At 57.1% G+C, this 18,773-nt stretch carries 12 protein-coding genes; 4 read left to right on the top strand and 8 right to left on the bottom strand.

The window, feature by feature from the left end; all coding sequences use genetic code 11:
- Window positions 1-11: 11 nt before the first annotated feature.
- Together GGR27_RS07490 and GGR27_RS07485 are read right to left on the bottom strand one after the other, a co-directional pair.
- The gene (locus tag GGR27_RS07490; protein ID WP_168036794.1) at window positions 12-1,433 is read right to left on the bottom strand and encodes a SusD/RagB family nutrient-binding outer membrane lipoprotein; all 1,422 of its coding nucleotides are present in this window, start codon (window positions 1,431-1,433) and stop codon (window positions 12-14) included.
- Between the two features lie 15 nt (window positions 1,434-1,448).
- Entirely contained in the window at window positions 1,449-4,577 is a 3,129-nt protein-coding gene (locus GGR27_RS07485; RefSeq protein WP_168036793.1) for a SusC/RagA family TonB-linked outer membrane protein, read from the bottom strand.
- A 381-nt stretch (window positions 4,578-4,958) separates the two neighbouring features.
- Here GGR27_RS07485 and odhB point away from each other — a divergent pair, with 381 nt between their 5' ends.
- Window positions 4,959-6,251: a 2-oxoglutarate dehydrogenase complex dihydrolipoyllysine-residue succinyltransferase gene (odhB, locus tag GGR27_RS07480; protein WP_209037899.1), complete on the top strand. Its 1,293-nt coding sequence runs from the start codon at window positions 4,959-4,961 to the stop codon at window positions 6,249-6,251.
- A 79-nt stretch (window positions 6,252-6,330) separates the two neighbouring features.
- Here odhB and GGR27_RS07475 read toward each other — a convergent pair whose 3' ends face one another.
- The 3 genes from GGR27_RS07475 to GGR27_RS07465 form a co-directional block, all read right to left on the bottom strand.
- Complete coding sequence (locus tag GGR27_RS07475) at window positions 6,331-6,960, bottom strand: hypothetical protein (RefSeq protein WP_168036792.1); 630 nt, start codon at window positions 6,958-6,960, stop codon at window positions 6,331-6,333.
- Window positions 6,961-7,004: 44 nt separating this feature from the next.
- Window positions 7,005-9,857, bottom strand: coding sequence for a TolB family protein (locus tag GGR27_RS07470; RefSeq protein WP_168036791.1), 2,853 nt, complete (start codon window positions 9,855-9,857; stop codon window positions 7,005-7,007).
- A gap of 186 nt (window positions 9,858-10,043) precedes the next feature.
- Complete coding sequence (locus tag GGR27_RS07465) at window positions 10,044-10,595, bottom strand: class I SAM-dependent methyltransferase (protein WP_168036790.1); 552 nt, start codon at window positions 10,593-10,595, stop codon at window positions 10,044-10,046.
- 70 nt (window positions 10,596-10,665) lie between these two features.
- Here GGR27_RS07465 and GGR27_RS07460 point away from each other — a divergent pair, with 70 nt between their 5' ends.
- A complete protein-coding gene (locus GGR27_RS07460) occupies window positions 10,666-11,604 on the top strand; it encodes a UbiA prenyltransferase family protein (RefSeq protein WP_168036789.1) in 939 nt (312 codons plus the stop codon).
- Between the two features lie 128 nt (window positions 11,605-11,732).
- Here GGR27_RS07460 and GGR27_RS07455 read toward each other — a convergent pair whose 3' ends face one another.
- On the bottom strand, window positions 11,733-12,896 hold the full coding sequence (locus GGR27_RS07455; RefSeq protein WP_168036788.1) for a T9SS type A sorting domain-containing protein: 1,164 nt from the start codon (window positions 12,894-12,896) through the stop codon (window positions 11,733-11,735).
- Between the two features lie 115 nt (window positions 12,897-13,011).
- Window positions 13,012-14,394, bottom strand: a complete 1,383-nt coding sequence (locus GGR27_RS07450) for a gluconokinase (protein ID WP_168036787.1) — start codon at window positions 14,392-14,394, stop codon at window positions 13,012-13,014.
- A gap of 166 nt (window positions 14,395-14,560) precedes the next feature.
- Between GGR27_RS07450 and GGR27_RS07445 the strand changes: the two genes are divergently transcribed.
- The gene (locus GGR27_RS07445; protein ID WP_168036786.1) at window positions 14,561-17,359 is read left to right on the top strand and encodes an alpha/beta hydrolase family protein; all 2,799 of its coding nucleotides are present in this window, start codon (window positions 14,561-14,563) and stop codon (window positions 17,357-17,359) included.
- Window positions 17,360-17,415: 56 nt separating this feature from the next.
- Here the strand turns inward: GGR27_RS07445 and GGR27_RS07440 are convergent, their stop codons facing one another.
- The gene (locus GGR27_RS07440; RefSeq protein WP_168036785.1) at window positions 17,416-18,201 is read right to left on the bottom strand and encodes a biotin--[acetyl-CoA-carboxylase] ligase; all 786 of its coding nucleotides are present in this window, start codon (window positions 18,199-18,201) and stop codon (window positions 17,416-17,418) included.
- Window positions 18,202-18,317: 116 nt separating this feature from the next.
- On the opposite strand from GGR27_RS07440, the gene rsfS reads away from it, so the two are divergent.
- Window positions 18,318-18,713, top strand: coding sequence for a ribosome silencing factor (gene rsfS / locus GGR27_RS07435; protein WP_245184488.1), 396 nt, complete (start codon window positions 18,318-18,320; stop codon window positions 18,711-18,713).
- The last annotated feature ends 60 nt before the right edge of the window (window positions 18,714-18,773 follow it).

Genomic DNA, 18,773 nt, shown 5'->3' with positions numbered 1-18,773 from the left:
GACCCCGGCCGCTACTCGTCCCAGAAAATAGGATCCAGCAGGGTGACGGTGGGTGCGTTGATTCGATTGCGATCTAGCTCCGAGTTAGGATATTGCAAACGGACGGGAAAGGTGCTCAGAGCTGCGTTTTCCGCGAGGTCAAAATCTTGGTATTGGTAGTCGTAGCGGCGGGCGTCAACCCAAGTTTCCGGATTTAGGAACAGCGCGGTGTACTTCTCCCGGAAAATATCGTCCAGGTCCACGTCATCATCTTCGGCTCCGTAGGCGGCAGTGATGAAGGCGTCCCGATCAGCCGCGGACACCCCGTATTCGTCCATGCTGGCGCGGATACCAGACCGGAAAGCTGCGTCGGCTCTGTCCTGATCGCTGGTACGAAAAGCTGCTTCGGCTTCAATAAATTTTAGCTCCGCGTAACTCATGATGATGACCGGGGCATTTACGTCGGCGGGGCCGAGGCTGGCGCTTAGGTAGGTTTCCGTGGCGTCCGTACCGGTGCCGGTGCGGCCCGCACCGTTCACCGTCCCGCGGTAATCACCGAAAGAGGTTGTATCCGTAATGAGCGGTAAACGGGGGTCGAAAGTACCGTAAGTATCACCGTTGAGCGCGTCGACAAACTGATCGGAAAGCCAGCCGCCCAGGAATAAGGCAGCATTGGCGATTGCCACGCCCGCCCAGGGGTTCCGCACCTCAAATATGGTTAAGCTAGCGTTGTCAGTATTGCTCGTAAACCCAGTATCCACGGCCGCGAGAACGGCTACCGGATCGTAAGCGTCGGTCTCACTAAGGTGGTTCAGGTAGCGCGCGCGGAGGGAGGCGATGGCCCTGAGCCACGGTTCGACCTCGTCACCGTTCGTTGTTCCGTAAATAAAGTCCGCACCAACACGGATACCCGGAGTACCGTCGAAAGCAAGCAAGTTCGCTTCGCCTTCGTCAAGGAGCGTAAAGATGGTAGCGTAGAGCTCTTCGGCGCTGTCGTAAGTGGGCCGAATGGTGGTGCCGGTAAAAGCGTCGGAGTAGGGAGCGTCTCCCCAGTTATCGACCACTAAACCAAGGTTAATCGCCATGAGGACCTGCGCGATGCCAACGTGCCCTTCGGCCTCCTGTTCGCGGCCGAACCGGATCAAGTCGTACAAATCGGTCATGGTTCCGTACAGGCTACTCCACGCGCCCCCACTGGCGACGTCGAGGTAGATGTCCGTATCGCTGCTGATGTTGGGGCTGGCGATGTACTGAACGAAATTGGTCACGTGCCCGTCAGCGACGCGAAACTGGTTCAGTCCGGTTTGCGTGCTGGCATTCGCCAGTAAGCCGTCGAGGGGTGGCCGGGTAGCAAAGTTGGGATTGTCGTTAACGTTGAGGTAATCTTCGCTACAGGCGACGGAACAAAGCAGTAGCGTAAAGAGTGCCACGACTTTAGCAATAGAGTAATTCATTAGTGTGGGCTTTTTTTAAAGTTTTACGTTGAGCGTGACGAAGTAGCTGCGGACGTTGGGGTAAGTAAACCCACCGAAGCCATCGTCACCGTTCTGATTTCCCTGGTTACCTTCCGGATCGTAACCGCTGAAGGGTGTGCTCAGCCAGAGGTTGTTGCCCGTAAACGTGACGTTGGCGCCGGTAAGGAAATTATTGGCGAACAGGGAGGCGGGCAGATCGTAACTCAAACTCACGTTGCGCAAACGGATCCAGTCCGCATCCTCGATGAAATTTTCGGTGACGCCCCGAAAGACGTTGCGGTAGTACCCCACCCCATAATCCTCCCCGTCGGGGCCCACTCCCTGGCCCAGGAAAACCTCCTTGGTGTTAGGTTGCCCATCGGCGGTAACGCCTTCAAAGACAATCGTTTCGTTCCTGTTCAGCGTCTCCGGAGAGATGCCGAAGGCGGAAAAGAAATTACCCTGTTGGTTGTACTTCTGGACACCCCGGCGCGTGTCGAGCATAAAGGAGAAAGAGAAACGCTCGTACCGGATGGTGCTATTGAAAGCGCCAAACCACTGTGGCTGGGCGTTGCCAAGAATTTTTTGGTTGGTTTCACGCACCGGGAAGCCGTCGTCGCCAATCAAGCGTGGCTGACTCTCGTCGATAAAGAGACTAGGATCTTCGTCCGGGTCGGGGTTTAGGTCAGGATTGAACCGGGCGTAACTCGTCCCGTAGATATTTCCGTAGGGCAGACCGGGGACGAGGCGAATACTAGCAGACGAGCCAGCGTAGCCGAAAGAGCTACTAATGGGGATTTCGTCGAGGCCTTCGAAGATGTCCAGTACCTCGTTGCGGTTGCGGGTGAAGTTGGCACTTACGTCCCAGCTAAATTTCTCCGTCCGGACCGGCGTTGCCGTCAGCCGCATTTCCACCCCCCGGTTACGGAGGGAACCGGCGTTGAGTACGAAAGTGGTAAAGCCCGTCGCGTTACTTACCGGGACGGCGAGGATCTGGTCGATACTCGTAGCATTGTACCAAGTAAAATCAACGCCGATTCGGTTGTCGAGAAACCGCAAGTCAACACCGACTTCAAAGGTATTCGTCCTTTCTGGCGTCAAGTCTGGTGATCCCTGTTGGTTCCCGCGGGTCCAAAGTGTGCCTTCGTTGATTGGGTTGTTGGTCGCGTATATCGTGTTAGTCCGGTAAGGTTCGGTGTCTTTACCGATGCCGGCGTACGATGCACGGAACTTCACGAAACTCAGCGCCTCGGGCAACTCGGTGAGGTCGGACAGGACGACGCCCAAACTCACGGAAGGATAAAAGAACGAGCGGCTGTCTTTGGGGAGTGTACTCGTCCAGTCATTCCGCCCGGTAATGGATAGGTAAACCGCTTTGCGGAATTCGAAGCTCAGGTCGCCGTACAAACCGAGCAGCCGCCGTTCGGTGACGTTAGTGCTACGGGTAAAGACGCTGGCGTTACCGAGGGTATACAGGTCGAAAATATCCAGTTCGCTACCCCGCACGCTCGTTCGATTGTAGTTGGAGTCAAATACGTCGAACCCGGCCAGAAAACGTACGCCAAAATCGGGCGTGACGTCCTTAGTGAGGATACCATTAATGTTAGAAGTCAGGTCGCGCCGTCGAATGCTGGTTTCCTCAACGAAACCCAGACCGTTGTCTTCAAAATTGGGCGCACCGACGAAGACGGGCCCCTGACCGGTATTTCTCCGAAAGTCGGTGTACTGGTCCAGGCCCAGGAGGTAATTAAAGGTTAGGTAGTCCGTTGGGGAGTAAGTAAATTTGAGGTTACCGATGTAGCGATCCACGTCGTCGACAAATTTGTTGGTGGCCTCGCCGTAAATCGGGTTGTTACCGCCCGCGCCGTTGAAGCGGTAACCGTTCATACTGCCGTCGGGCTGAATGAAGTCGTTGACGTCCGACTGGGGAGCCCAGTAGGTCAAACGGGTGTTAAAGCGGTCAGCGTCCACGCGGTTTCCACCGCTGCGGATGTAATTCATGCCACCGCCGAAGCTGAATTTTTCACTCGCGCGGTAATCGGCATTGATGAGAAAACTGGTGTTCTCGTAAGTACTAAACGGGAGAACGCCATCATGGGTGAGGTGAGAAAGGGAAGTACGAAATTGCGCCTTCTCGTCACCGCCAGAAACACTCACGGTGTTCCGCCACTGTTCGCCACGGCCGAAAGCGTTTTCGTAATTGTTGAAAAGTTCGGCGGGGTGATTGGGGTCCTGGTTGCGAGCCTCGGCAACGGTCGGGCCCCAGCTGGGCCAGAAGCTGTCCGCATCGTAAGCGCCACCGAAGCCCTGGGTGTAGGTCTTCTGGACGTCAGGGAATTTATTCACCGTTTCCGAGCCGTACGAGCTGGAATAGTCGATACTGACTTTACCGGCTTTGCCGCGCTTCGTGGTAATGACCACCGCCCCGGTGGAGGCACGCAGGCCGTAGAGCGCGGTGGCCGCCCCACCCTTGAGGATGGTGAGCGTCTCGATATCGTTAGGATTAATGTCGGCAACGCGGTTGGATACATTACGGCTACCGCCACCGCCGACGGTCAGGGTTTCGTTGCTAATGGGAATGCCGTCGATGACGAATAGTGGCTGGTTATCCGCGCTGGGGTCGATTGAGTTGACGCCCCGGATGATGATGCGCGCCGCCTGCCCGGGCCCGCCGCCGGCACTACTCACCTGCACCCCCGCCGCCTGGCCCTGCATGGCGTTCACGATGTTGGGTTGCCGCAACTGCGTGATTTCATCGGCCTGCAGCTCATCAACCGAGTAACCTAGTGCTTTCTTCTCGCGGGTAATGCCGAGGGCGGTCACGACGACTTCGTCCAGTAGCGCGCCCGACTGAAGCGTAACGTCGAGGGCCCCGGACGGCGGAACGCTAAGCCTTTGGGTGGTGTATCCGGTATAGGAAAAAACAAGTTCGGCACCGGGGGCGGTGGACAGAGAATACCGGCCGTCGGCGTCGGTAATCGTCCCGCTCGATGAATTAGCAACGAGAATGCTGACGCCGATCAACGGTAATCCGTCCTCCCCCACTACGGTGCCGGTGGCGGATTGCTGGCCAGAAAGCGCAGCGGCCGTTAGCAGAAACAGAGCGATCACGGCGAACAGCCGAACTGGGTAAAGTACTGGCATCTCTCAGAATTTTAGTGCGTGATTTAAAATAGACGAAAACTACCTACGGCCGGTTGCGACGTAGCCGAAACGAAACAACGTGGTTAAATATAGAACAAATGCCGAGACAAAAGGCAAATTGTTAAATTCCGTACGTCCGGTAATTTGGGGTATTCGTATACCAATTGATGCGGACCGTCACGGTGGAGCTCATCATCCGCGTTCATTTCGCAATCACCCGGCACCCGCGACCGCGCAAGATCCCCCCACTACCGCCGCCCCTATAATCGCACGCGAAGGGGGTTTAAAAACAGGCGGCGCAACGTACCTTTGTCACCCAACCTCGCGGGCCATAAAGCGTTAAAGACCCAGAGAATCCACCCAAAAGAAGACCCCCACAGCATGAGCATCGTCGAAATGAAAGTACCCGTCATCGGGGAATCCGTCACCGAAGTAACCCTTTCCGAATGGCTCAAGGCCGACGGCGATTACGTTGAGCTCGACGAGCCTATCTGTGAGTTTGAATCCGACAAGGCTACCCTGGAATTTCCCGCCGAAGCCGCCGGAAAACTTACTTACGTCGCCGCCGAAGGGGACGATTTGGAGATCGGTGCCCTCGTCGCCAAGATCGATACCAGCGCCACCAACGGCGAAAGCGATGGCGGCAGCGCACCCGCGGAAGCCAGCAAAGAACAAGCAGCGCCCGCCCCGGCGCAGGAAGCCACCGGCAAGTCCGATTCCCCCGCCACAACGAAAACCTACGCCACCGGTACCCCCAGCCCCGCCGCGGGTAAAATCCTGCGCGAAGCTAACGTGGAAAGCAGCAGCGTAACCGGCACCGGCCGCGATGGCCGCATCACGAAGGATGACGCGCAAAAAGCCGCCAGCGCTCCCGCCCCGGCTACCGCAAAACCAGCCGCCGCCGCAGCCAAAGTGACCGGCACCAGCGGAAAGGCCGCCGCGCCTTCCGCCGGTCAGCAATCCTTCAGCCGCGAAACCCGGACGGAGAAAATGAGCCGGATGCGCCGCACCATCGCCAGCCGCCTCGTGGAAGCGAAGAACGAAACGGCGATGCTGACTACGTTCAACGAGGTGGACCTCAGCGAAGTCATGGCGCTACGGAAAAAAGTGCAGGAGAAATTCGTGGACAAGTACGGCGTCAAGCTCGGCTTCATGTCCATTTTTGCCAAGGCCTGCGCCCAGGTGCTCATGGAAATTCCCGCCGTTAATGCCCACATCGGTGACGACGAAAAGAGCCTCGTGTACCACGATTTTGTCGACATCAGTTTTGCGGTCAGTACGCCGGCCGGACTGGTCGTCCCACCGATTCACAACATCGAGTCGCTGCACTTTTCCGAGATCGAATCCAAGCTGAAGGACCTCGCCGTACGGGCCCGCGACAACAAACTCAGCATCGACGAAATGAGCGGTGGCACCTTTACGATCACCAACGGTGGCGTTTTCGGTTCCATGCTCTCCACGCCGATCATCAACCGGCCGCAGAGTGCCATCCTCGGCATGCACAACATTATCGAGCGGCCCGTCGCCGTTAACGGCCAGGTGGAGATCCGCCCCATGATGTACCTCGCGCTGAGTTACGACCACCGCGTGATCGACGGCTCCAGCTCGGTTACTTTTTTGGTGAAGGTCAAGGAGTTGCTGGAAGACCCGACGTTGCTGCTGCTGGGCCTCTAAACAGCCATTGTAAGAAGCAAAAAACCCCGACCGCGTAGTTACGTGGTCGGGGTTTTCTTTTTTTGGGCGGAACTTGCTATCAGAGTACTTCTAGGTTAGTGATCACCTTGCGCGTGACGTAGTCGTCGCTGGCGGCGTCGTACAGGTCGCGGAGGTCGTAACCGACTTTCACCTGCTTGCCGGCGAGTTCGCCTATCGATTCTGAACCGGGCCAGTATTCCAACCAGGTTAGCTTCAGGGCGGGGCCGTTGTCCTGCTTAATGGTTATTTCCGCCAGGGCGGCCTTGTTCACCCCTACGAACGTACCGGTGGCGACCAGCTTAGACACTAAGCTTTTCGTGCTGCTCACACTAGCTCCTGAGGGCGGCGCGTTTCCCGCAACGGTCATCATGATGTCCGGGCAAAAATTCATCATCTGGATCCCCACTTGCTGGCCGAAGCTCTCCATTTTACGCTGGTCGGTGAAGTCCATCGCGCCGAATAATTTCTCGTAGCGCGCCATGTCGCCGCTCACGTAAGTGATCATACACACCCCCAGCTGCGTCTGGAGTTGCTGCGTGGACATGGACGCAGCATTCTTATCGGTCATGCACGTACAAGTCTTCTCGGCAACGTCCGTGTAGTACTGCGCGGAGGTTTCTTGCGCCAGTAGGCTAATCGATGGTAGGATGACGAGCAGCAGCCCGGTGAAAATCTTTTGAACATACATAGTTTAAAATTTTGGCCAAAGATAAATTAATCCTCACCGCTCGGTTAAAACCGCTGCCCGATAATGAACTGAAATACCGTATCCCCACTCCGGTTACCCTGAATGTCCGTATCCGCTAAAATGTGCGCCCACTGGAAGCCCAAACTACCCGAGCCGGCATTGAGCCATACTTGGTCGAAGTAAATTTCTCCCCCGGCGGAGGTCATATTCTGTGGCTCGAACAATACCAGGTTGTACGCGCCGTGGTCGATAAAGGCATTGAGCCGGATGCGCTGGAGGTACCAGATACCGAGCAGGCCGATGTCCGGATGCAGCAGCGGAAACTCGTAATTCGCACTTACACGGTACGCATTATCGACAAAGTCAACGTCGTAGCCACGGGCGTACTGGAAGTTATCAACGTACTGGTAGGGCCGTTCGGAGCTCTCCGACCGGTACGCAAAGTCGAGGCGAACGCCGTGAGTTCTGCCAATACCCGGCAGCCAGAGGCGACTGAAGAACTGCAGCGCCTGGCCGAGGTTGTCACCGCTCAGCGTACGTCGGAAGTCGGTAGACACCGTTGCACCCAACCGGCTGTGCACCTGCTGGCGGGCGCGTCGCTTGAGTACCTGGGCGGCAATGGTGGTCTGGCCACCCACGAAGCTATTTGGCAGCGAAGTGCGCGATTCATCGCTCAGGACGTAGCCGGTGAGCCCCACCGCGGGAATTACGGCAAAGGAGTACTCCCCGGCCGTCCAGTTATACGGCACGGAGGCGTTGACGTTAAGTTCAACCTGGCTGAGGTTATTGAGAACCAGGGCGAGGCCATCGGTCAGGTCGGAGGTAACGAAGTTCCGTTCCGCGTAACCGAGCCCCACGGAGAGCACTGGGTAAGCACCACCGTAGGCGGCAGAGAGGGCAAACCGTGGCCGCTCTTCGTTGAAGTTGTACGTACCCGTCGCGGCGAGGACGGTCGTGTTCAGCGCGTTGCTCGCAATCAGCCCGATACCCGGCTCCAGAGCACTACCCGCAAAACTCCAGGTGTGCAGGCGGATGCCGCTTAAATTATCGTGAATGTCCTGGCTTTCGTACGCTCGTTCGGGGACGTTATCGGTCAGGTCAAAAACCTCTTCCTCCAGTGCGGCGGGGCGCTCGTAGACGTTCGGTCCGGCTGGCCTAGGAGTCTGCGCCATCACTTTTTCTAGATAGCGCAGGTGCATCCCCCGGGAGGTGGACTCGGTGTAGTAAAGTTCGTCGTTAGCGGTCACGGAGGCGTACTCGGCCCCGATCCGCACGTTGGTGAGTTGATCGACCGCGCCGGTAGCGGGGTCGAGGCTGTAGACATTGTCGATGCCGTCGCGCCCACTGGTGTAAATGATTTTTCCGCCGGCACTCACATCAAGGTTACCGAGGGGTTCGAAACTCGGCTCCTTTACCACTTTCCTGGCACCTGCGACCGCGCCCCCGATGGCTGCCGGGGTCGGAACCACGGCAACGATGGCCGTGCCCGCAAAGGTTTTTTCGTAGTAGTAGATGGTCTGACCGTCTAGAGAAAATTTGGGGAGGGCGGCGGAATTTGCGTCGATTGGAATAGTAGCGATCACACCTTCCTGGTCCGCAACCTCCAGCACAACAAGCTGCAAAACCCCGGTCAGTTCGTTCTCCTCCACGGCGACGATTTTACTTTCGTCGAAACTTAAAGAAGGCGAAAAATACTTTTGGTTGGTGGACAGGCGCACCTTTTTTTCCTCTGCAAAATCATAAACAAAGACGTCGCTGTAACCCTGGTTCGTGTAACGCGGGTCGTTGCGATTTTCCATCCACGTCACCGAGCCGCCGCGCACGTGCACGTAGGATTCGCGCTGAATACCGATGGGAATAATCTCTTGTTCTTTCCCGGCTTTCCGGTCGATTTCTACCAAATGCGGCGTGTGCTGATAGCCGGAGCGTAGCGCGAGCAGGCGGCCCCGATCGTCCACCTGCGGGTAGGTATAATTAGTCACTGCTTTCAGAGCACTCTCCACCGGCAGGCCCTCCACGAACGGCCCGCGTTCGGCCAGGTCCCGTTCCTGACGCGCCCGCAGATCTTCCGTGGCGGCGCGGTACATTTTCTTGGTGCCGAGCCCGGTTTCTTTTTTGAGCCGGTTGCTGAAGGCGTAGAGCAGGCCGGACCAGGCACCGCTTTTTTGCAGCGCTTTCGTCCACGCTTCCGCCCCGAATTGCTCGCGCCCGTAGGCGATCGTGTTGTAGCCGTAGCGGTAGTGGTCGGGGATGAACCGCTTGAGCGAGTTGTTGCGCGCGCGGCGGTAACTGTAAACAATGTCTTCGTCGAGCAGCGCGCGCAGACCGGCGGAAAAGGCGGGCGTGCGGGCGCGGCCGGCGTGCGTCAGGGCGGTTTCCATCACAACGGCGTCGCCCTCGCTGTACCAATTCGGCGTACCGAGCCCCCCCAGCGCCCACCCGGGTTGGCCGAACAGGACGGACCAGAGCATTGTCAGCCCCCGCCGCTCGTTACTGAATTGCTGAACGTGGCGGAATTCGTGGATCGTCAGCAGGTCAACCCAATCGGTGTTACTGAGTAGGTTCGGTTGCTGGGGCGGCGTCAGAAAAAACTCAGACCGGAAGGGCGCCAGACCCACGTAGCCATTGATCGTCGTGTTGGGCGTTTGCAGCACCAGGTCGAATTCGTACAGCTTATCGCCCACCGTTTGCCGGTGGTTTTCGTACACGGCGTGCATCAGGTTGGCTACCCGTTGCGCACGCACCTCGTACCCTTTGGGGTAGATGACATTGCCTTCGTCCGTTACGATTTGCTGCCAGTCGACTTCCGGCGGGTGGAGGCCGATTTGGGCGCGGGCGCTGGTGCAGAGGAGGGTGGTTAGGAGCAGGGTTTGTAGGGCTCTTAGGGTTTGGCGCATATTAGGTTATTAGGCGGTAGGCGGTAGGCGGTAGGCGGTAGGCGGTAGGCTGGTAGGCGGTTAATATTGTGATGATAGCTCTTTCTTCAGATACAAAGTAACCGTAGCGCATAATCCCCAAAATACTGAATGGTAGCTTACCTCCCGCCTACCGCCTACCGCCTAAACCTTCCTACCGCCTATATCCTATTTATTACAATAAAGCACGTAAGCCGGTGGAAGATTGGCCCACACCCGCTGCGTTTCCACCCGACCAAAAGCTTGTTCGTAGTAGTTTTTCGTCTTTAAACTATAGTGGACCTGGTTGTAACAGCCGCCGGGCCGCAGGTTGTCCCTGGCCGCCCGAACGATGCTTTTGCCGAGGGCTTCCGGCAGGGCGGCGAAGGGGATGGCGGAGATGACGTGGTCCGCCTTGTCGACGCCGATTTGATCGAGGTAGTGGCGGATGTTTTCGGCGCTGTCCTGGGCAACGATCAGCCGGGGGTCGTTGAAGGCGCGCATGTCGTCGCACAATTCCGGGCTCACTTCGAAGGCGATGACCTTACCGTGCGCGGGCATTTTATCCAGAATGTACTTGGTGATGACGCCGTCGCCCGCGCCGAGTTCGACCACGACGGTGGCGTTCTTGAAGTCGATTCGGTCAATGGCGGCCTTACAGAGGGCGGGGCTGGAACGGGTCAGGGTACCGGTGGTTCTCATGTGGCGGAAGCCTTCCAGAAGAAAAGAAAATGTTGACATAGACAGAACTTTGCACCGTGATTTAACGCGCCAAAAGTAAGCCTATTAACGGGCACCGTAGCTTTGCGCCGTGAAGATCTTTAGCGTGCTCAAGGAGTGGTTGTTTTATGGGCATATCTGGATTGCGCTGGGGGCGGCGGGTTTGGGGTGGATGTCACTAGTGCTATCTTCGCCGGTCGATATGATCCGTCCAAGTGGTGTAGTTGATGAAATTCCTTGGCTGCTTTTTTTCTCTACCCTTGGTGTCTATACCCTGCATCGGATGATCAGTTACCGGCGTGCTTCGGTGATTCCGGAGACTAAGCGATATGCGTTGGTCAAACGACACTTTTATCTCAGTTTAGCAATTGGGCTGAGTAGCATTGCACTGGCCGCTTATTTACTCTTGGAATACTTACCCCGCCTCTGGCCGACCTTATTAATTGCCGCCGTGCTAACCGCTTTTTACCTCGTTCCACCCTTGCCGGGTTGGCGCCGGTTACGGGATATTCCGTATTTAAAAGTCGTGTGGGTAGCCGCCGCCTGGACAATAATGACGCACGACGTGCCACTCAGGATGGTTCAGGGGCATTTTATTGGTGTTTGTGGTGGGACGTTTGCGGAAGTAAATACTTCGGCCATAAACATTCGTGAATACATCTGTCGGTTTGCTTTCGTGCTGGCGGTTGCCTTACTTTTCGACCTACGGGACATTAAACTAGATAAATTGCATGGCATTAAAACGGTTGCGAATAGTCATCCAAAATTGCTGCAGATAATCGTTCCGCTGCTGCTACTTGTTTGCTCGGTACTAGGTTTTGCCAATACAGTGGTTATGCCTTACCCAATATCTTACGCCATTACGTTGGCTGCGAGTTACTTGCTGTGTATCCCCGTTGCTTTGCTTACTTTCAATTTTCAAGAGGAAGATTGGTACGCGATCGCAGTAAATGGGCTGTTATTATTTCCGGTAGTATTTTGTTTAGCGTGGCATTATTTTAGTCACTCACTCATTATTAATATCTACTGATATACATCGTCGTCAACGGCCTCCTCCTCTGCCCCCCGCCGCCGTCCATCACTACCTGACGTAGAGAACCGGTAGCAGCGATCAATCGCTACCACCGGTTCCCGTACTAAAATTAATTACCGCAAAGCTTACCGCTTCACCACCACCGGCCGCGCGGTCGTCTTACCGGCCTGCTCGACCTGAAGCAAGTACGTACCGTTAATTACGCCCGAGGGGATGGTAAAACTGAGGTTTACTTCGCCAGCGGCTAGATTTCCGTACACTTGGCGCCCAACGAGCTTACCGTCGATGCTCAGCAGGTTAAGGTGAGTGAAGTTGGTCGCCTGGCTTTGGAACTTTACCTGGATACGTTCGGTAGCGGGGTTAGGGTAAGTCACTAGCTGGAACCGTTCACGCTCCAGCTCCGCTACGTCAGTACTTAGATTGACGGGCTTGTTAACGATCACCTGTACGATCGAATCGCGTAAACTTCCGTCCTCGTTTACGTCTTCGTCGAGCGAAAGTGTAACGATGGGTAGGTAGCTACCGGGCACGTAATAACTCAAGAAATTCCCTTCGCTGCTGAAAGAAAAGCCGGGGGATTCAAATTCGTCAAATAAAAACACCCGCATGGCTACGGCATTTTCGTAGTCGCCAAAGCTCGTCCGGAGGGTGCCCGTGCTCACTACTTCAAAGCGGCCTATGATTTGTTCCGTAACCGTTTCACCGTCGTCATTTAACGACGTTCGCGAGCGTTCTCGGCGTAACGTACCGTTCAGTTGGAGACCGAACGGCAGCGTTAGGGCGACAAATGTCGTGTCGCCAATGATATCGTAGTATTCACCTTCCTCTACGAAGCCTTCGCCCCCGACCGGCGAAATGATTCCTTCGTTGGTTGGCACCAGTACGGCCACCTCAAAGTCTTCATCGGACAGGTTACGGAAGGCCAGATCCAAAAGGTTGAAATCCGTAATTACCGCGCCTTCCGGAAACTCGGGAATGATCTCGTCTTCCCCAAAATCTTCAGCGACGGGCGGGGCCAGGATACGGCTGGTCACGAAGCTATCGACTGGAATCATGTCGTACGTCGTGCCGTCCGCAAATGCCCGTTCCGACCCCAAAAAACGAAAGTCGAAGGTCGCCTCCGCACCGGTAGCTGCGAACGCTGAAAAGTCAGCGCGTTCGTAATCGCCAGGGAGTAGAAAAGATGCCCAGACATCACCCACGACCGGGATATTGGACACGTCTAGCGTCTGCGCAACAAGCGTAGTCTGCGCCACCAGGGCGCAGAACAGTAAATAAATTAATCTCATGGTAAGTTATTATAAAGGGTTAAAGGAAGCGTGAAGTACTAGCGCCTATTGTGCAAATTCCAGGATCTGATAAAAGCAACCTAATTCGTTCACGAGTTTATATGCAGTAAAGTTATTATAAGTTTTCGAGGTTTGATAGCAACAGCCCCCTTTTTGCCACCAACGCCGCCCCAAAAGCACTAGCCTGCGGCGTATCCGCAATAACCACCTCCCGCCCACTCCGCTCCCCCAAAAGCGCCACCCATTCCGGGCTACGCGTGAAGCCGCCGCTGGCTTCGATCACTTTAGCCTCCCCCACCGCCGCCTCCAGATCGTGCAGGATGGCCGCGACGTTATCCGTCACTCCCTCCAGTACGGCGCGGGCGACGTGGGCGGGGCGGTGGTGGCCGCGCAGTCCACGCAACGCTCCGCTGGCGGTCGCGTCCCAGAGCGGTGCGCGTTCGCCGTATAGGTAAGGCTCCAGGACGGGGCAATCCGCCTTTTTTACGGTGAAGGCGGCGTCGATGAAGGAAGCGACGTCGGGGAAATCGGCACGTAACAATTGCTGCCAGTATTCGATCACTTTACCGCCGTTGTTGCTCGCTCCGCCGATGGCAAAAGTCCGCGCGTCGATGCGGTAGTTGAACAGCTTCCGTGCCGGGTCCACGCGGGCGGTGCGGTGGGTGGCGCGGACGGCGGCGCTCGTCCCGATCGTGACGGCTACTTGCCCTGGTTCGGTGATGCCGCTCCCGAGGTTCGCCAGGCAGCCATCGGAGCCGCCGAGGAACAGGGGCACGTCGGTGACGCCAAACGCTTCGGCAATTTCGGGCCGCCAGTGAAGCCGGTGGGTGGCGGGTTTGACCGTGGCAAGTTGGAATTTCCAGCCATTTTGCTCGAAGGCGGTTTTTGGCACCGGAACCGCGGCGAGCTGGGCTTCCGGGCACCACTGACCGCGCTCGGTATCGTACAGCCCGGTCGCGGAGGCGAGTTGCTCGTCGAGCAGCGTCTCGGTGGCCCAGGCGGAGGTTAGTAGTTCCTTCAGGCCGTAAATGTGAGTCGCCCACGCCATCTTCTCGGGCCTAAATTCCATCAGCCAGCGAATTTTTACCAAGGGGCTCATCGGGTGAACGGGCGTGCCGGTCAGGTAGTGCAACCGTTCCCGCAGCTCGGGCGAAAGCTGGTCCATGACCGCCTGCCCCCGGTTGTCGGCCCAGGTATAGATCGTGTCGTCAAACCCTTCGTTTTCGTTGTACAGCAGCACACTGTGCATCGGGCAGCTCAGGCCAATCGCGGCAATTTTTCCGGGCGTCTCGGCCACGGTGCGTTGCAGGGCGCGGCCGCAGGATGCCAGGATTTTACGGGGAGACTGCGTGGCCGCCCCGGGTTCCGGATGGTCCAACGGGTATGCTTCGATGGATTCGGTGACCATTTTCCCCGTGCCGTCGAAGGCGCAGACCTTGACGGAGGTGGTCCCTACGTCGACCCCAACAAAGAATTGATCTCCGGACTTACTAACCATAGTTCCGAAACGACCTCAAACTGTATATTGTGCGAAGGCTTTTTTAGGCGGTAGGAAGATTAGGCGGTAGGCGGTAGGACTTGGACCTACCGCCTACTAGCCTACCGACTACCGACTACCAGCCTACCGCCTATCTTCCTACCGCCTCGAAATTAAAGTTAATCGCATGGAACATACCCCTACCCTTCGTCACTACCTACTGCTCCTCCCCCTTCTCCTCTGCACCAGCGTCCGCGCCCAAACCGCCCCCAACCCCACCGGCAAGGCCATTACCGTCGCCGACATGCAGGACTGGAACCGCATCACCGACGAGCAGATCTCCGCCGACGGGGCCCACGTCCTCTACACGCTGACCAAGGACGTCGGTGACCCAGTCGCCGTCGTGTACAATACGCAAACAAAACAAGAAACCCGCTTTCCCCGCCTCCACGAAGCCACGCTCAACTACGACGGCACCTACCTCATCGGCCTGCTCAAACCGGCCCACGATACCGTGCGTCACATCAAGCTAACCGACAAGAAAAAAGCGGAGAAGAAATTGGCGCTAATGGACAGTTTGCTGGTGTGGGACCTCCGCCAGCCGAACCCCGTCATCACCCCCCGCGTCCATGCCTTCATGATGCCCGAGCGCGACGCGACCACCTACGCGTACACCACCAAAAGCACGCTCCCGGATTCCCTAGCCAAAAAGCTCGACGAGAAAGCTAAACGCCTGGTCGTCAGGAAATTTACTAACCAGGACAGCTTCTACCTCGAAGGCGTGATGAGCTACGTGTTTGCCCGCGACGCCCCCGTTCTCCTGGCTCACCGCACCGATAAGGACAGTACCTGGCTGGCCGGGGTCCACCGTCTCGATACCCGGGAACTGAGGTGGCTGCCCCTCGCACAGGACAGCCTCGATTTCGCCGGCCTCGCCCTGAGCGTCGACGGAGAACGGGTCGCTTTTCTAAGCGCCGAAGTTGACGAAAGCGACGAACAGACGCCCTACCAACTAAACTACTGGCGCGTGGGCGATGACGCCCCCCGTGCCCCCGCGTCCGACCGGGCCTACGCACCCGAGGGCTACGCCATCAGCAAAGATTATACCCCCCGCTTCAGCGAGGACGGTACCAATCTCTTTTTCGGCAACCGCCCGCGTCGCGCCGACCGCGACACGACCCTCCTCGACGACGAAATTGCCGACGTAGAAGTCTGGCGCACCGAAGACCCCCGCCTGTACACCCAGGAAAACGTTCGCCTAAAGGACGAGCAAAAACGTACCTATCTGGCCGTCTACCGCACGGAAAGCAAAACCATCGCGCAAATCGCCGACGCCACCGCCCCCTACGTCATAACCCCGCCCGACCTGGACGGCGACTACGTGGCTACGTACGACGACCGCCCCTACGCCAAACAAGCTACCTGGGAGGGCTTTTCCGGCAAGCGCGACCTAAAAATCACTAACCTAAAGACCGGAGCCGAAACCCGCCTACCCGCCGGTGAGGTAGCCCCCGCCCGCTTCCTCGCCGGCGGCGACTACCTCTGTTGGTACAACGCCACGGACACCACCTGGAACAGTTTCGACCCCGGCTCCAGCCAGCAACACCAGCTGACTACCAACGACCTGGGTGTGTTCTACGACGAACTCAACGACCGCCCGATGGACCCGCGCCCCTACGATTTTGCCGGGACGCTCGCCGACGGCCGCCACTTTCTCATCAACGACCGCTACGATCTGTGGCAGCTCGACGCCGCCGGGCGGGACGAACCGCGACGATTGACGCGGGGCCGCGAGCAAGGAATCCGCTACGAATTACGTAACCTCGATCGGGAGAATAACTTCGTCGACCCTGACACAAAACAGCTCGTGACTACTTTTCGTGAGGAAAATAACCACGCCGGATTCGGCTGGTTGGACGTGAAGACCGGTACGGTAGAGGAGCTAAAGTCCGCCCCCAAATCCTACGGCAGCTTTGCCAAGGCCCGCAACGCCGCCGCGTACGTGTTTACCGAAGCGGATTTCCGGCAGTTCCCCGATTTACGGTTCACACCAACCCTCGGAGCAGCACCGCCCCAGGTTTCCGACGCTAATCCACAGCAGTCCAATTTCCGCTGGGGCACGGCCGAAAACTACAGTTGGATCGATAACCAGGGCCGTACGTTAAAGGGCTTATTGATCAAACCAGACGGCTTCGACCCCACCAAAAAATATCCACTACTCGTCAACTTCTACGAACGCAACAGTGAGGGTGTTTTTCGCCACCGCACGCCCGTTCCCGGCCGCAGTTCCATCAACTACGCGCATTACGCCAGCAAGGGCTACGTCATCTTTAATCCCGACGTGATCTACCGCGTCGGTTACCCGGGTGAGAGCGCTTACGACTGCGTAATGAGCGGTATCACTAGCTTGCTCAGCGAAGGTTACGTGGACCGCGAACGGATCGGTGCCCAGGGCCACAGTTGGGGCGGTTACCAGGTCGCGTACCTCGCAACGAAAACGGACATCTTTGCCGCAATCGAGTCCGGCGCGCCGGTGGTCAACATGTTTTCCGCCTACGGCGGCATTCGGTGGGGCTCGGGCCTTAGTCGGCAATTCCAGTACGAACGGACGCAGTCGCGCATCGGCGGCAGCCCCTGGGAATACCCACTGCGGTACATCGAAAACAGTCCGATTTTCACGACCGACAAGATCAACACGCCACTACTTATCCTGCACAACGACGCCGACGGGGCCGTGCCGTGGTACCAGGGCATCGAGTGGTTCACGGCCCTGCGCCGGCTGGATAAAAAGGCCTGGCTGCTCAACTACCGGGGCGAGCCGCACTGGCCCGTCAAAACGCCTAACCGGGCGGATTTTCAGACGCGCATGGCCCAGTTTTTCGATCACTACCTCATGGACGGTCCGATGCCGCGCTGGATGCGGGACGGGGTTTCTCCACTGGAGCGGGGGATCGAGCAAGGCTTTGAAACTGCTTCGGACCGTTAATTTCCCCGGCCATAAACACGGCAAAATTTAGCGTATGCCGGGCACGTGTTCCCGCATTAGAGCAATTTGATTTCCCGCAAATCAAAAGCGCTCGTGCGGCCGCCGACCTGGATCACGGTCAGTTGCCCGGCGTCGTTTACCCCGTCGATGATCCCGCTAAACTCCCGGTTGGTCGCTACGTGCAGGAACCGGCTGGGTGCATCCTGGCGGTAGAGTTGCGCTCCGTAAAGTCGATCTAGCTCGGTTATCCCGGCCGGGTCGAGCGTTAGCGCGTAGTATTCTGCGAAGTTGGCGAGCAAAGTTTCTAGTACTGCATCGAGATCGTGCTCCTGATTCGTCAGTTTGAACAGGCTGGTGGCCGAAGCGCTCAGTTGAGGGGGAAAACGCCATTCATTAACGTTCAGTCCGACGCCGATCACCGACCAGGCCAGGTTACTCCCCCGCAGACCATTCTGAATCAGAATGCCCGCAATCTTCTGGTCACCAACGTAAACGTCATTGGGCCATTTGACGCGGACGCGGGTGCCAAGTTTTCGTGGAAGAAGACTTCGTACCGTTGCCGCCACGGCCAGCGCAGTTACCTGACTAAGTACGAATAGCCGTGCGACGGTGAGGTGGGTTGGATAGCAGACGATACTAAAACTCAGATTAGCGTATGGCGTGGCGTGCCAGGAATTGCTCCCCTGCCCCCGCCCGGCCGTCTGCTCGTGGGCTAGGAAAACGTCTCCGTTACCGGGGGGCGTAGCGGACGTGATGGCGGCTACCGCCAGGGCATTCGTGCTCGCCGCGCGGGCGAACGTCCGGGCAACTTTAGCTACGAGCGGCTTGTTTATTTCGGGCACAGTAGATTGATCCTAATTTTTAGCTGAATTTAAGCAAGTTGGGGTGAGCCAAACGGCCAAAAACCCGTTGTGCTTGGCACGGTACTTGCTACCAGCGTTAACATTAACTCCTCGATTTGAATACTTCCACCAACATCTCCGCTTCCGACAACACTTCCGAAAAAATGGCTCAGCGCCTGGACGTTATCGTTGACGCGATGCAGGACATCAAGGCCAAGAAAATCATAAAGATTGACTTGCGCAAACTCCACGATCGGCCGACGGATTTTTTCGTCATCTGTGAAGGTGAATCCGTTACCCAAGTTGCCTCCATCGCGGACAACATCCAGAACCGCCTCAAGCGGGAGATTGGCGAATACCCGAAATCCGTCAACAGTGGTACCGTGGCGAAGTGGGTCTGCATGGACTATTTTGATACGATCGTCCACGTCTTTTACCCCGAAACCAGGGCCTTCTACGAGATGGAAGACCTCTGGAGCGACGGTGAGTTCGTGAGGTACGAAGACGCTTGAGCGACCCCTTTTGAAATACGCGCTGCGATTACCCAACGAAACCGGTAATCGTGCGTTAGC

Source organism: Neolewinella antarctica (genome assembly GCF_011927835.1).
GTDB lineage: Bacteria > Bacteroidota > Bacteroidia > Chitinophagales > Saprospiraceae > Neolewinella > Neolewinella antarctica.
This window is presented reverse-complemented; position numbering and strand designations above follow the sequence as displayed.

Coding starts and splice junctions, on each gene's coding strand:
- GGR27_RS07490 (WP_168036794.1), bottom strand. CDS start 1,433: ATGAATTACTCTATTGCTAAAGTCGTGGCACTCTTTACGCTACTGCTT.
- GGR27_RS07485 (WP_168036793.1), bottom strand. CDS start 4,577: ATGCCAGTACTTTACCCAGTTCGGCTGTTCGCCGTGATCGCTCTGTTT.
- odhB (WP_209037899.1), top strand. CDS start 4,959: ATGAGCATCGTCGAAATGAAAGTACCCGTCATCGGGGAATCCGTCACC.
- GGR27_RS07475 (WP_168036792.1), bottom strand. CDS start 6,960: ATGTATGTTCAAAAGATTTTCACCGGGCTGCTGCTCGTCATCCTACCA.
- GGR27_RS07470 (WP_168036791.1), bottom strand. CDS start 9,857: ATGCGCCAAACCCTAAGAGCCCTACAAACCCTGCTCCTAACCACCCTC.
- GGR27_RS07465 (WP_168036790.1), bottom strand. CDS start 10,595: ATGTCAACATTTTCTTTTCTTCTGGAAGGCTTCCGCCACATGAGAACC.
- GGR27_RS07455 (WP_168036788.1), bottom strand. CDS start 12,896: ATGAGATTAATTTATTTACTGTTCTGCGCCCTGGTGGCGCAGACTACG.
- GGR27_RS07450 (WP_168036787.1), bottom strand. CDS start 14,394: ATGGTTAGTAAGTCCGGAGATCAATTCTTTGTTGGGGTCGACGTAGGG.
- GGR27_RS07445 (WP_168036786.1), top strand. CDS start 14,561: ATGGAACATACCCCTACCCTTCGTCACTACCTACTGCTCCTCCCCCTT.